Raw genomic sequence first — 13,518 nt, forward strand, 5'->3', positions numbered from 1 at the left:
ATCTCGCCCGCGATCGATTTCACGAACGATGTTCGAAATCTAGGACAGGGTCAGAGCGTGACCGACACCTGGAATCCCCTACGCGTCGCCCCAACCACCCCGTCGGCACGTCCGGCACTACGACCACCCGCTCCAGGCGCAGGCCCCGAGCACGGCGACGGATCACGCGGATGCGGGCGCTTTGCGCCCGATAAGGCACTATAAATCCCGTGTATACCTCTTATGTATAGTCACGGCATGCCTTCTCTGACCATGAAGATGAAAAAAACGGGGGCCGGGTTGCGTGCCCTCACCATTTCGGTGGCGGCCGCTTCCCTGGCGCTGGCTCTGACCGGGTGCACCCGGCTCGAGACCACGGCGCCGAGCGCCGCCCGCGCCCATCCCACCACCCAGGCCCGCTACGGGACCGTCGACTGCCGCGAGGCCAAGTGCATCGCGCTCACCTTCGACGCCGGACCGAGCGAGAACTCCGCCCGCCTGCTGGACATCCTGAAGGAGAAGAAGGTCCCGGCGACCTTCTTCCTGCTCGGCAAGCGCCACATCGAGAAGTACCCGGAGCTCGTCCAGCGCATGGCCGACGAGGGCCACGAGGTGGCCAGCCACACCTGGGACCACAAGATCCTCACCGAGCTGAAGCCGGCCGAGATACGCGCGGAACTGGAGCGGCCCAACAAGGAGATAGAGCGCCTCACCGGCCACCGGCCGACGCTGATGCGCCCGCCCCAGGGCCGCACCGACGACACCGTGCACGACATCTGCCGCGAACTCGGCATGTCGGAGGTCCTGTGGAGCGTGACCGCCAAGGACTACACGACGACCGACTCCGCCCTGATACAGAAGCGCGTCCTGGACCAGGCCTCCCGGGACGGGATCATCCTGCTGCACGACATCTACCAGGGGACCGTGCCCGCGGTACCCGGGATCATCGACGCGCTCAAGGAGCGGGGGTACGTCTTCGTGACCGTGCCGCAGCTGCTGGCGCCGGGCACGGCGGAACCCGGGAAGGTGTACCGGCCCTGAGGCGGCGCGGGGGCGCCTCAGAAGACGACCGTCCAGCCCTCCCGTCCGGCCTGCTCGGCGGTGTACGAGACGCCGTGCACCTTCAGGCCGGCCGCGTCGAGCAGGGTGATCTCGCCGCCGTGGTTGCCCAGCCGGGCGCCGCCGGCCAGATCCACCCGCAGGACCGCGCCTGCGGCGAGCGCGCCGGGCGGCACCGCGGAGCCCTGCCCGATCCGGTCGACGATCCGCCAGCCGGTCAGGTCGACCGGGTCGGGCGAGGCGTTGAGCAGCGTCACGCTCTCCGCCTCCGGGGCGGGCCCGCGCGGGTCGACCAGCGCCGCCACCACCCGGACCGGCTGCCCGCCCGGCTCGCCGCGCGAACCGTCGACGTCGTCGAGCGCGTGGCCGGTGACGTCGTCGGTGTGCCAGGACTGGCTCTGGAAGGCGAGGAAGACGCCGGTCCAGCGCGAGCGGTCCGGGAAGTGCAGCAGCAGCCCGCCGTCCTGCCAGACCCCGTCGTCGCCGCGGAAGCGCCGGCTGTTGCCCTGGTTCATGTGGATGTCGTGGACGCCGTTGCCCGGCAGGAAGCCGAACACCTTGTCCTCGACAGCGGTCTCGGGTCCCCAGCGCTCGCCGAACACGTACAGCCGGGCGTCCGGAGCGCCGACCGCGCGCAGCACTTGGTGGTCGAGGAGGTCGGCGAGGTCGTTGTCGGGGCCCGTGACGTCCGGGGGCAGCGTCCGCATCAGCGCCGGATCGAAGAGGTTGCCGCGCACGAAGTCGAGGTGGGGGCCGCCCGGGCCGGACGGCAGGGTGTTCCAGCCGCTCGGCAGAGCGGCCAGGCGGTCGGTGACAGGATGCCGGAAGTCGTCGGCGACCAGGTAGAGCAGTTCCGAGGGCCGCTCCTGCGAGAGGACGTTGACCGACGCGCGGTAGTGCGTGCCGACGTCGTCCGTGAGGTGGATCTGATAGTGCGGTGAGTCGACGGCACCCTCGCGCCGGGTGTCGACGGCCCGCGCGACCAGTACGCCATGGGTCTTCAGCGGCATGACGACCAACTCCCCCTGGAGAAAGGCGGATTGCCCGCCCGTGGGAAAAATGGTAGGCCTCCGGGCCCGTCCCGGCCCGTCCACGCGACGCATCGCCCGCACTGTTCCTGTGTACGTCTCCTTGTCGACACCGCACTGGGCGAAACGGGTGACTCGGGGACGAACACGCAGGTGGCCCTGATCGCTTGCTTACGATCGTCCCGTGGTCAACTTCGAGCTCGAACGCACGGCACCGCTCTCCCTCGACGAGGCGTGGCGCCGGCTCACGGAGTGGCCCCGGCATGGCGACGTGGTCCCCCTGACCCGAGTCACCGTGGTCACACCCCCGCCCACCCACGAGGGCACCCTGATCGTGGCGCGTACGGGCATCGGCCCACTCTCCTTCGCCGACCGGATGGAGGTCACCCGCTGGCAGCCGCCGGACGGTGACGGGCCGGGCCGGTGCCGGCTGGAGAAGCGGGGCCGGCTCGTGCTGGGGTGGGCCGAGATCGAGGTGCGGCCGGGGCCGGGCGGGCGGGCCCGCGTGGTGTGGCGCGAGGAGGTGCGGGTACGCCCGCTGCCGTCCCTCTTCGACCCGCTGCTGCACGCGGCGGCGCGCTCGGTCTTCGGGCGGGCAGTCAACCGCCTGCTGCGGCGGCCATGACGCCGGAGGCCCTGCTCCACTGGGAGGCGCACTTCGCGGCGGGGTCCGGCTTCCGGCGCCCCGACGCGCGGGAGATCGGGCTGCTCGCCCGGGCCGTCCCGCCGGGCCCGGACGCCCGGGCCCTGGACGTCGGCTGCGGCCTGGGCGGCTACGCCGCCGCCCTCGCCGGTCTCGGCTTCCGCACCCTCGCCGTCGACGCGACGGACTCGGCGGTGGCGGCGACGCGCGACCGGTACGAGGGCCTCGAACCGCTTCTGGAGGCGCGCCGCCTGGACTTCGAGGACGCCGCCGAGGTCGCGGCCCGGCTGCCACCGCGCTCCTTCGACCTGGTGACGACCCGGTTGGTGCTGCCGTTCCTCGCGGACCGGCGTGGGGCCGTGGAGCGTGTCCGCGGACTGCTTTCGCCGGGCGGGACCTGGGTGGTGACCACTCCGCTGACGGACCGTCTGCCCGAGGAGCGGCGGCGCATCGGACTGACCCCGGCCGACGTCGGCGCCCTCGTCGACGGCTGGCAGCGCGGCCACTGGTACGACCTGCAGCCGGGTGACCTGCGCTGCTTCGTACTGCGCGGCTGAAACTCCTGGTGCGGGTGGTCCGTCGCATGTCAGGGTGGGCGCATGACGGCGGGGACGGGGACAGGGACAGGGACAGGGACGGTGGAGGAGACCGAGGCACTCGCGGCGGACGCCCTGCGGTGGCTGCTCGGGGCCGCGCGGGACACCGGGGACGGCGGCCTCGCCTGGCCGGTCAGGCCCTCGGACGCCGAGACCGACCCGATGTTCTACAACGGGACGGCCGGAGTCGTCCCCGCGCTCCTGGAGGCCTGGCGGCACTTCGGCGACGACAGGTACGCCGACGCCGCCCTGCGCGCGGCGCGCTCTCTCGCCGCCGCCGTCGACGACCATCCCGACGACTCCCTGTACTTCGGTCTCACCGGCATGGCCCTGGTGCTGCGGACCGTCGGGCGCGACCTGGCCGACCCCGCGTCCGGCGCCGCGGCGGACCGGGCCCTGCAGCGCGTGCGGTCCCGTTTCGACGGAACGCGCTGGGGTGAGCTGTTCGAGCTGATGGGCGGCAACGCGGGGATCGGCCTCGGCGCGCTGGCGGCGGGCGACGCCGACCTCGCCGTCCTCGCCCTGGAGCCCTACGTCCGTACGGCCGAGGCGACTTCGGCGGGTGCCACCTGGGAGTTCCGCCGCGGCGCGCCGGCCCGCCTCCATCACGTCTCGCACGGCACCCTCGGCATCGCCCACGCCCTGGCCCGCGTCGGCTCGGACCTCGGCCGGGCGGACCTGGTCGAGCTGGCGCGGGCCGGTGTCGCGGACGTCGTGGCCCGCGACGAGGCCGGACCGGCCGGCTTCCTCGCCCCCCACTCCGACCCGCAGTACCTCCCCGACCTGATCGAGCGGTACAGCTACGGCTGGTGCCACGGACCGGCCGGGGACGCCCAGGTCTTCCGGCTGCTCAGGGACGCGCTCGCCGAGCCCGTCTGGTCGGAGCTCGCCGACCGCTGCTGGCACACCGTGACCCACTGCGGACTGCCGCGCCGGCTGCGTCCGGGCTTCTGGGACAACAACGGGCGCTGCTGCGGCACTTCGGGGGTGCTGGCGCTGGCCTGCGACCGGCTGGCCGAGCAGGGCGACGCCCCGGACTTCGCCCGGCTCCTGGTCGAGGACCTCGCCGCGCGGGCGACCCGGGACGCCGACGGCGCCCGCTGGTCGAACGTCGAGCACCGGGCCGCACCGAGCGACCTCGAACCGCAGACCGGCTGGGCGATGGGCAACGCGGGCATCGCCCGCGAACTGCTGCGCTGGGTGCGGGTGAGCCGGGGCGGCGAGGCAGGATACGCGTTCGCCTGGCCGGACCAGCCGACGGTCCGCCGGACCACCCGGCCGACGGCGGGCCGGGGCACGGGTCCCGCGGTGCGCGGAGACCTGGTTCAGGCGACCGAACCGATCCGGCCCGCGGGCACCGACGTCACGTCGTGATGGATCGGCGTGTGCGCGCCGGTGAGGGAGATCCCGCTGCCGCCACGCCGGTCGGCGACGATCTCGGCCGCGATCGACAGGGCGGTCTCCTCGGGCGTGCGGGCGCCCAGGTCGAGGCCGATGGGAGAGCGCAGGCGCGCCAGTTCCCGTTCCGTCACCCCGATGTCCCGCAGCCGGCGGTTGCGGTCCAGGTGGGTGCGGCGGGAGCCCATCGCGCCGACGTAGGCGACCGGCAGCCGCAGCGCGAGACGCAGCAGGGGTATGTCGAACTTGGCGTCGTGGGTGAGGACGCACAGGACGGTACGGGCGTCGACGTCCGTGCGCTCCAGGTACCGGTGGGGCCACTCGACGACGATCTCGTCGGCCTCCGGGAAGCGGGTGCGGGTCGCGAACACCGGGCGGGCGTCGCACACCGTCACGTGGTGGCCGAGGAACTTGCCGACCCTGACCAGTGCCGACGCGAAGTCGATCGCGCCGAAGACGATCATCCGGGGCGGTGGGACCGACGACTCGACCAGGACCGTGAGCGGTGCTCCGCAGCGTGAGCCCTGCTCTCCGATCTCCAGGGTGCCGGTGCGGCCGGCGTCGAGGAGGGCCGCCGCCTCGGCCGCGACCGTGCGGTCCAGTTCCCGGTGGGCGCCGAAGCCGCCGTCGTAGGAGCCGTCGGGGCGGACGAGCAGGGCGCGGCCGGTGAGTTGCGCCGGGCCCCGCACGATCCGGGCCAGCGCCGCCGCCCGCCCCGCGCCGGCGGTGGCCAGCGCGGCGGCCACCACCGGGCGGACGGGGTCGCCGGCCCGCACCGGGGTGACGAGGATGTCGATGACACCGCCGCAGGTCAGCCCGACGGCGAACGCGTCCTCGTCGCTGTAGCCGTAGCGCTCGAGTACCACTTCGCCGTCGTTCAGCGCCTGTTGGCACAGGTCGTACACCGCGCCCTCCACACACCCGCCGGAGACCGAGCCGATCGCCGTGCCGTCGGCGTCCACCGCGAGCGCGGCGCCGGGCCGGCGGGGTGCGCTGCCGCCGACGGCCACCACGGTGGCGACGGCGAAGTCACGGCCCTGCTCGACCCACCGGTGCAGCTCTTCGGCGATGTCCAGCATGTCTCGGTCTCCTTGGCGGTGAGATGGGGAGGGCTTCGGCGCGGGTCACCGGGACCCGCGGGCGAGGCACCGGGCCTCGGCCGGACTTCCGGCGGCCGGCTCAGTGAACGCCGAGCCACCCCTCGATCGGGTGGAGGGCGTAGTAGACGAGGAAGATCACCGTCAGGCCCCACATGAAGGCCCCGATCTCCCGGGCCTTGCCCTGGGCGATCCGGATGGCGACGTAACTGATGACTCCGGCCGCGACGCCCGCGGTGATGGAGTACGTGAACGGCATGACCACGACGGTGAGGAAGACCGGGATCGCGGTGGCGCGGTCGGCCCAGTCCACGTGGCGGGCGTTCATCATCATCATGGCGCCGATGACCACCAGGGCCGCCGCGGCGACCTCGCCCGGGACGATCGCCGTCAGCGGGGTGAAGAACAGGCAGGCCGCGAAGAAGAGTCCGGTGACCACGGACGACAGGCCCGTGCGGGCTCCCTCGCCGACGCCCGTCGCCGACTCCACGAACACGGTCTGGCCCGAGGCTCCGGCGACGCCGCCGATCGCGCCACCCGCGCCGTCGATGAACAGCGCCTTGGACAGGCCCGGCATGCGGCCCTGACCGTCGGCGAGCCCGGCCTCGGTGCCCACCCCGATGATCGTCGCCATCGCGTCGAAGAAGCCGGCCAGTACGAGCGTGAAGACGATCATGCCGACGGTCATCGCGCCGACCTGGCCCCAGCCGCCGAACTCGACCTTCCCGAAGATCGAGAAGTCCGGCATCGACACCGCGCTGCCGTGCAGTTCGGGTGCACCGCTCGCCCACTGCTTCGGGTCGATGACGCCGAGTCCGTTGAGGACGACGGCGAGCACGGTCCCGCCGACGATGCCGATCAAGATCGCGCCGGGTACCCCGCGGGCCTGGAGCATGAAAATGGCCAGCAGGGTCGCGGCGAAGAGCAGGACCGGCCAGCCGGCGAGTTCACCGGTCGGGCCGAGGGTGACCGGGGTCGCCTCGCCCTGCTGCACGAACCCGGCCTTGTAGAAGCCGATCAGGGCGACGAACAGGCCGATGCCCATGGTGATCGCGTGCTTGAGGGCCAACGGGATCGCGTTCATGATCATCTCGCGTAGGCCGGTGACGACCAGGAGCATGATGACCACGCCGTACAGCACGCACATGCCCATGGCCTGCGGCCAGGTCATCTGCGGGGCGACCTGCGAGGACAGCACGCCGGAGACGGAGAGTCCGGCGGCGAGGGCGAGCGGCACCTTGCCGAGGAAGCCCATCAGCAGCGTGCTCAGGGCCGCCGCGAACGCGGTGGCGGTGATCAGCGGCTGCTGCCCGAGTGTGTCCCCCGCCGCGTCCTTGCCGGACAGGATGAGGGGGTTGAGCAGCAGGATGTACGCCATCGCCATGAAGGTGGTGACGCCGCCGCGCACTTCGCGCGCGAGCGTGGATCCCCGCCGGGATATGTGAAAGTAGCGGTCGAGCCAGGACCGGCCGGCCGGGACGCGGCTGCCCGCGCCCGCCTCCTCCGCGGTGGTCCTGGGCTCCACTGACTGCTGGGTCATGGGCCGTCTCCCAAGGTTCATAGGGGCACCCGCGCGACCGCCGTGGCGGGCGCGGGTTTTGGGAAGGTGCACGACCCGGGGGACGGCCCGAGACGAACTACTGGGTGTACTGCGGACGTCGGCCCTGTGCAGGGCTACGCGGTTCCGGTGAGGTGCTCCGGGCGTACCGGCGTCCGGTCGAGCTCCAGACCCGTCGCGTTCCGGATGGCCGCGAGGACCGCCGGGGTGGACGACAGGGTCGGGGCCTCGCCGACGCCGCGCAGCCCGTACGGGGCGTGCTCGTCGGCGAGTTCGAGCACGTCGACCGGGATGGTCGGCGTGTCGAGGATGGTGGGGATCAGATAGTCCGTGAAGGACGGGTTTTTGACCTTCGCCGTCTTCGGGTCGACGATGATCTCTTCCATGACCGCCACACCGAGACCCTGGGTCGTACCGCCCTGGATCTGGCCGATGACGGACAGCGGGTTGAGCGCCTTGCCGACGTCCTGGGCGCAGGCCAGTTCGACGACCTTGACCAGGCCGAGTTCGGTGTCGACCTCGACCACGGCGCGGTGCGCGGCGAAGCTGTACTGGACATGGCCGTTGCCCTGGCCGGTGCGCAGGTCGAAGGCCTCGGTCGGGCGGTGCCGCCACTCGGCCTCGACCTCGACGGCCTCGTCCTCCAGGACGTCCGTCAGGTTGGCGAGGACCTCGCCGCCGTCGGTGACGACCTTGCCGCTCTCCAGCAGGAGTTCGGCGGTGGCCCAGGCGGGGTGGTACGTGCCGAACTTGCGACGGCCCAGCTCCAGGACCTTCTCCCGGACCAGTTCGCAGGAGTTCTTGACGGCGCCGCCGGTGACGTACGTCTGCCGCGAGGCCGAGGTCGAACCGGCGCTGCCCACCTGGGTGTCCGCCGGGTGGATCGTCACCTGGGTGACGCCCAGCTCGGTGCGGGCGATCTGGGCGTGCACGGTGACACCGCCCTGGCCGACCTCCGCCATCGCGGTGTGCACGGTGGCGACGGGCTCGCCGCCGACGACCTCCATCCGGACCTTCGCCGTCGAGTAGTCGTCGAAGCCCTCGGAGAAGCCGACGTTCTTGATGCCGACCGCGTAGCCGACCCCCCGTACGACGCCTTCGCCGTGCGTGGTGTTGGACAGGCCGCCGGGCAGCTGGCGTACGTCCGCGCCCTCGCTGCTCTCCCACTGGCGCTCCGGCGGCAGGGGCATCGCCTTGACGCGGCGCAGGAGTTCGGCGACCGGGGCCGGGGAGTCGACCGGCTGCCCGGTCGGCAGGAGCGCGCCCTGCGACATCGCGTTCAGCTGACGGAACTCGACCCGGTCCATGCCCACCTTGTCGGCGAGCTTGTCCATCTGGGCCTCGTAGGCGAAGCACGCCTGGACCGCGCCGAAGCCGCGCATGGCGCCGCACGGCGGGTTGTTGGTGTAGAGGGCGATGGCCTCGATGTCGACGTCGTCGACGACGTACGGTCCCGCGCCCAGCGAGGAGGCGTTGCCGACGACCGCCGGGGAGGCCGACGCGTAGGCGCCGCCGTCCAGGACGATCCGGGCCTTGAGATGGGTGAGCTTGCCGTCCTTGGTCGCCCCGTGCTCGTAGGAGAGCTTCGCGGGGTGGCGGTGGACGTGCCCGAAGAAGGACTCGAAACGGTTGTAGACGATCTTGACGGGCTTGCCGGTGCGCAGGGCGAGCAGGCAGGCGTGGATCTGCATCGACAGGTCCTCACGGCCGCCGAAGGCACCGCCGACGCCGGACAGCGTCATACGGACCTTGTCCTCGGGCAGGCCGAGCACGGGCGCGATCTGGCGCAGGTCGGAGTGCAGCCACTGGGTGGCGATGTAGAGGTCGACGCCACCGTCCTCGGCGGGCACGGCGAGACCGGACTCGGGGCCCAGGAACGCCTGGTCCTGCATGCCGAAGGTGTACTCGCCCCTGACGACGAAGTCGGCCTTCCTGGCGGCCTCTTCGACGTCGCCGCGGACGATCGGCTGGCGGTGCACGATGTTGGGGTGCGGGACGTGGCCGATGTGGTGGTCGTCGCGGTCCTCGTGGATCAGGATCGCGTCGGGCGCGGTCGCGGACGCCTCGTCGGTGACGACCGGCAGTTCGCGGTACTCCACCTTGATCTTGGCGGCGGCGCGGCGCGCGGTCTCCGGGTGGTCGGCGGCGACGATCGCGACCGGCTCGCCGTGGTGGCGTACCTTGCCGTGCGCGAGGACCGGGGTGTCCTGGATCTCCAGGCCGTAGTTCCTCACGTCGGTCGGCAGGTCGTCGTAGGTCATGACGGCGTAGACGCCTGGCTGGGCGAGGGCCTCGCCGGTGTCGATCGAGACGATCTCGGCGTGCGCGACCGGGGAGCGCAGGATCTGGCCCCAGAGCATGTCCTCGTGCCACATGTCGGACGAGTACGCGAACTCGCCGGTGACCTTGAGGGTGCCGTCGGGGCGGAGCGTGGACTCGCCGACGCCGCCCTTGGCCGGGGAGCCCTGGGTGATCTTGGTGGGGGTGCCGACGGGGGCGGTGCCCTGTTCGAGCGAAGTCGAGCGCTTGGGGGAGGACACGGTCAGACCGCCTCTGCCTGCCGGGCGGCCGCCAGGCGGACCGCATCCATGATCTTCTCGTAGCCGGTGCAGCGGCACAGGTTGCCCGACAGCGCCTCGCGGATGTCCGCGTCGGTCGGGTCGGGGTTGTGCTCCAGCATCTCGTCGGCCGCGACCAGCAGGCCGGGGGTGCAGAAGCCGCACTGGACGGCGCCGGCGTCGATGAACGCCTGCTGGACCGGGGAGAGCCCGGTGCCTTCGCCGGTCAGGGAGTCGGTGCCCTTGGCGGCCCAGCGCTGCGCCGCGTCGAGCGAGGTGCCGCACGCGCCGGTCCCGCAGGAACGCTGCCTGGCGTAGTCCGCGAGGCCCTCGACCGTGACGACCTCGCGGCCCTCCACCTGGCCCGCGGCGACCAGGCACGAACAGACCGGCACACCGTCCAGGCGAACCGTGCAGGAGCCGCACTCGCCCTGCTCGCAGGCGTTCTTGGAGCCGGGCAGGCCCAGGCGCTCGCGCAGCACGTACAGCAGGGACTCGCCCTCCCAGACGTCGTCGGCTTCCTGCGGACGGCCGTTGACCGTGAAATTGACGCGCATTACGCGACACTCCCCTTCTGATACGTCCGGCCGTCGGTGCCGCGGTACGACTCCCAGGTCCAGGTCAGCGTGCGCCGGGCCATCACGCCGACCGCGTGGCGGCGGTAGCTCGCGGTGCCCCGGACGTCGTCGATCGGGTTGCAGGCGGCGGCGCACAGGTCCGCGAACTGCTTGGCGACCGACGGGGTGATGATCTTTCCGTTGTCCCAGAAGCCGCCCTCGTCGAGCGCCGCGTTCAGGAACTCCTCCGCGGCCTTCGCCCGGACGGGGGTGGGGGCGGCGGAGCCGATGCCGGTGCGGACCGTACGGGTGCGGGGGTGCAGGGCCAGGCCGAAGGCGCAGACCGCGATGACCATGGCGTTGCGGGTGCCGACCTTGGAGTACTGCTGCGGGCCGTCGGCCTTCCTGACGTGGACGGCGCGGATCAGCTCGTCGGGGGCGAGCGCGTTGCGCTTCACGCCGGTGTAGAAGGCGTCGATCGGGATCAGCCGGGTGCCGCGCACCGACTCCACCTCGACCTCGGCACCCGCCGCGAGCAGGGCGGGGTGGGCGTCACCGGCCGGGGAGGCGGTGCCGAGGTTGCCGCCTACGCCGCCGCGGTTGCGGATCTGCGGCGAGGCGACCGTGTGCGAGGCGAGGGCCAGGCCCGGCAGCTCGCCCCGCAGGTTCTCCATGATCTTCGAGTAGGGGACGGAGGCGCCCAGCCGCACACTCTCCTCGCCGACCTCCCATGCGCAGAGGTCGTCGATGCGGTTCAGGTCGAGCAGGTACTCGGGCCGGCGATGGTCGAAGTTGATCTCGACCATCACATCGGTGCCGCCCGCGATCGGCACAGCGGTGGGGTGCTCGGCCTTGGCGGCGAGCGCCTCCTCCCAGCTGGCGGGGCGAAGGAAGTCCATGACCGGCTCTCTTCTTCGTCTCGTGAGTCGTCTGAGTCGTCGAGTCGTCCCAGTCGTCTCAGTCGTCCAGATCAAGCCGGATCGGGTGCGGCGGCCCCGGCTCGTTCATGTGCTGTTTACGCAGAGTGGGCTCAGTACACCGCGCCGTACTCCGACGGGGTCAGTCACCGAAACCATGAAGGAGTTGGCTGGCCAACGCGGGCATCTTGTAGATTCGTATGAACGGAGGTCCTCAGTAACCTCCTGGTTTTCCTGTGGAAACGTGAGACTCGGCCCGGCCGCTCCGGACCGGCGGCCTCCCGCGCCGAGGACCCGCTCGCCGGGTCCCCTCACCCAACACCCTTCACGCTTCATCGTAGATTTCGAGACAAAGAACGGCGGCGACGAAATGCGGCTGCGCGCACTGCTGGACACCGATGCGCTGGGTCTGCGGCTGCTCGGCGGCGAGGACGAGCTGGACCGCACCGTGCGCGGTGTGATGACCACCGACCTCAAGGACCCCAGCCGCTATCTGGCGGGCGGTGAGCTGGTGCTGACGGGGCTGGCCTGGCGCCGGGACGCCGAGGACTCCGAGCCGTTCGTACGGGCCTTGGCGGGGGCCGGGGTGGCGGGCGTCGCCGCCGGTACGGCCGAGTTCGGATATGTGCCGGAGGACCTGGTGGTCGCCTGCGCCCGGCACCGGCTGCCGCTGTTCGCGGTGCACGAGTCGGTGGCGTTCGCGACGATCACCGAGCACGTGGTGCGGCAGGTGTCCGGCGAGCGTGCCGGGGACCTCGCGGCCGTGGTCGACCGGCACCGCCGGCTGATGACCTCGGGCCCCGCGGGGGGCGGCCCGGACGTGGTGCTGGACCTGCTCGGCTCGGACCTGGACCTGCGGGCCTGGGTGCTCTCCCCCGCCGGGCGGCTCATCGCGGGCTCCAAGCTGGCGGGCCCGGCGCTGCCCCCCGAGGTGTGCGCGGGTCTCGCCGCCGAGCACCTGAACGCGACCCGCACCGGCCGGCGCAAACCGCACCGGGTGACGCTCGGCTCCGCCACGTACTCGCTGTTCCCGATCCGCAGCGGCGGCCGTGCCGCGCAGGGCTCCCGGGACGTACGCGAGACCGTGCTGTCCGACTGGGTGCTGGCGGTGGAGGCGGACGCCGGGGACTGGCCCGAGGAGCGGCTCGACCTGCTCCAGGGCGTCACCCAGCTGATCGCGGTGGAGCGGGACCGGCGGGACGCGGCGCGTACGGTCCGGCGGCGGCTGGCGCAGGAGATCCTCGAACTGGTCCAGACGGGTGCCGCGCCGGCCGAGATCGCGGCACGGCTGCGGGTCGCGGCACCGGTGCTGCTGCCGGGCCTGGGGGCGGCCCCGCACTGGCAGGTGGTCGTGGCCCGGGTCGAGTGGGAGGGCGGCGCGGTCGAGGGCGGTCCGGTCGCCCAGGCGCTCCTGGAGGAGATCCTGGTCGACCCGCTCGCCACCGGCCCCGAGCCCTCCGACCGCATCGCCGTCGCCCACACCGGCGACGAGGCGATCGCGCTCGTACCGCTGCCGGCCGTGTCCAGCGAGCACGACGGCTCGGAGTCCGGGGTCCTCGCCGACGCGCTCCTGCAGTCCGTACGGGACCCGCTGGCGGCCGGCCTCGACGACGACGGGCGGCTCACGCTCGGCGTCAGCGCGTCCGTGCACTCGGCGGAGGGGCTGCGCGGGGCGCTGGAGGAGGCCCGGCACGCCCGCCGGGTGGCGGCGGCGCGGCCCGGCCGGGTCTGCGCGGCGGGCCACCAGGAACTGGCCTCGCACGTGCTGCTGCTGCCGTTCGTGCCGGACGACGTCCGCCGGGCCTTCACCGCCCGTCTCCTTGACCCGCTGCGCGAGTACGACCGGCGCCACCGAGCCGAGCTGATCCCCACCCTTGAGGCCTTCCTCGAATGCGACGGCTCCTGGACCCGGTGCGCCTCGCGGCTGCACCTGCACGTCAACACGCTGCGGTACCGGGTCGGACGGATCGAGCAGTTGACGAGTCGTGACCTGTCCCGGCTCGAGGACAAGCTGGACTTCTTCCTGGCCCTGCGCATGAGCTGAGGTCACCGGGCCGTGGGACGGAAGGGGATCAAGTGTCCTCCCTTCCCACGACTTTGTGAAATCCTTCACCTACCCCCTTGGCCG

At 72.3% G+C, this 13,518-nt stretch carries 11 protein-coding genes; 5 read left to right on the plus strand and 6 right to left on the minus strand.

Features of this window, described 5'->3' with window-relative positions; translation table 11 throughout:
• The first annotated feature begins 258 nt into the window (after positions 1 to 258).
• The gene (locus ACFV0T_RS02635) at positions 259 to 1,020 is read left to right on the plus strand and encodes a polysaccharide deacetylase family protein (protein WP_385773982.1); all 762 of its coding nucleotides are present in this window, start codon (positions 259 to 261) and stop codon (positions 1,018 to 1,020) included.
• A 17-nt stretch (positions 1,021 to 1,037) separates the two neighbouring features.
• Here the strand turns inward: ACFV0T_RS02635 and ACFV0T_RS02640 are convergent, their stop codons facing one another.
• Positions 1,038 to 2,048 carry a DUF2278 family protein gene (locus ACFV0T_RS02640; protein ID WP_385773624.1) on the minus strand — a complete coding sequence of 337 codons (1,011 nt, stop codon included), beginning with the start codon at positions 2,046 to 2,048 and terminating at the stop codon, positions 1,038 to 1,040.
• A 202-nt stretch (positions 2,049 to 2,250) separates the two neighbouring features.
• Between ACFV0T_RS02640 and ACFV0T_RS02645 the strand changes: the two genes are divergently transcribed.
• The 3 genes from ACFV0T_RS02645 to ACFV0T_RS02655 are packed head-to-tail and all read left to right on the plus strand — an operon-like array spanning position 2,251 to position 4,679.
• The gene (locus ACFV0T_RS02645) at positions 2,251 to 2,691 is read left to right on the plus strand and encodes an SRPBCC family protein (protein ID WP_385773626.1); all 441 of its coding nucleotides are present in this window, start codon (positions 2,251 to 2,253) and stop codon (positions 2,689 to 2,691) included.
• A complete protein-coding gene (locus tag ACFV0T_RS02650) occupies positions 2,688 to 3,266 on the plus strand; it encodes a class I SAM-dependent methyltransferase (protein ID WP_385773628.1) in 579 nt (192 codons plus the stop codon). The genes ACFV0T_RS02645 and ACFV0T_RS02650 overlap by 4 nt, the downstream gene beginning before the upstream one ends.
• A gap of 42 nt (positions 3,267 to 3,308) precedes the next feature.
• A complete protein-coding gene (locus ACFV0T_RS02655; protein ID WP_385773630.1) occupies positions 3,309 to 4,679 on the plus strand; it encodes a lanthionine synthetase LanC family protein in 1,371 nt (456 codons plus the stop codon).
• On the opposite strand, the gene ACFV0T_RS02660 is transcribed toward ACFV0T_RS02655, so the two are convergent.
• The 5 genes from ACFV0T_RS02660 to ACFV0T_RS02680 all read right to left on the minus strand — a co-directional run bounded on the left by ACFV0T_RS02660 (position 4,631) and on the right by ACFV0T_RS02680 (position 11,372).
• Positions 4,631 to 5,782, minus strand: coding sequence for an XdhC family protein (locus tag ACFV0T_RS02660; protein WP_385773632.1), 1,152 nt, complete (start codon positions 5,780 to 5,782; stop codon positions 4,631 to 4,633). The two genes, ACFV0T_RS02655 and ACFV0T_RS02660, sit on opposite strands and share 49 nt — an antisense overlap.
• A 100-nt stretch (positions 5,783 to 5,882) precedes the next feature.
• Positions 5,883 to 7,340, minus strand: coding sequence for an NCS2 family permease (locus tag ACFV0T_RS02665; protein WP_385773634.1), 1,458 nt, complete (start codon positions 7,338 to 7,340; stop codon positions 5,883 to 5,885).
• 134 nt (positions 7,341 to 7,474) lie between these two features.
• Complete coding sequence (locus ACFV0T_RS02670; RefSeq protein WP_385773636.1) at positions 7,475 to 9,898, minus strand: xanthine dehydrogenase family protein molybdopterin-binding subunit; 2,424 nt, start codon at positions 9,896 to 9,898, stop codon at positions 7,475 to 7,477.
• A gap of 2 nt (positions 9,899 to 9,900) precedes the next feature.
• The gene (locus tag ACFV0T_RS02675) at positions 9,901 to 10,473 is read right to left on the minus strand and encodes a (2Fe-2S)-binding protein (protein ID WP_385773638.1); all 573 of its coding nucleotides are present in this window, start codon (positions 10,471 to 10,473) and stop codon (positions 9,901 to 9,903) included.
• Positions 10,473 to 11,372: an FAD binding domain-containing protein gene (locus ACFV0T_RS02680; RefSeq protein WP_385773640.1), complete on the minus strand. Its 900-nt coding sequence runs from the start codon at positions 11,370 to 11,372 to the stop codon at positions 10,473 to 10,475. Before ACFV0T_RS02680 ends, ACFV0T_RS02675 begins: the two co-directional genes overlap by 1 nt.
• Before the next feature lie 388 nt (positions 11,373 to 11,760).
• On the opposite strand from ACFV0T_RS02680, the gene ACFV0T_RS02685 reads away from it, so the two are divergent.
• The gene (locus ACFV0T_RS02685) at positions 11,761 to 13,434 is read left to right on the plus strand and encodes a PucR family transcriptional regulator (RefSeq protein WP_385773642.1); all 1,674 of its coding nucleotides are present in this window, start codon (positions 11,761 to 11,763) and stop codon (positions 13,432 to 13,434) included.
• Positions 13,435 to 13,518 lie beyond the last annotated feature (84 nt).

Origin of the sequence: Streptomyces sp. NPDC059582 (genome assembly GCF_042735715.1) — a bacterium.
GTDB lineage: Bacteria > Actinomycetota > Actinomycetes > Streptomycetales > Streptomycetaceae > Streptomyces.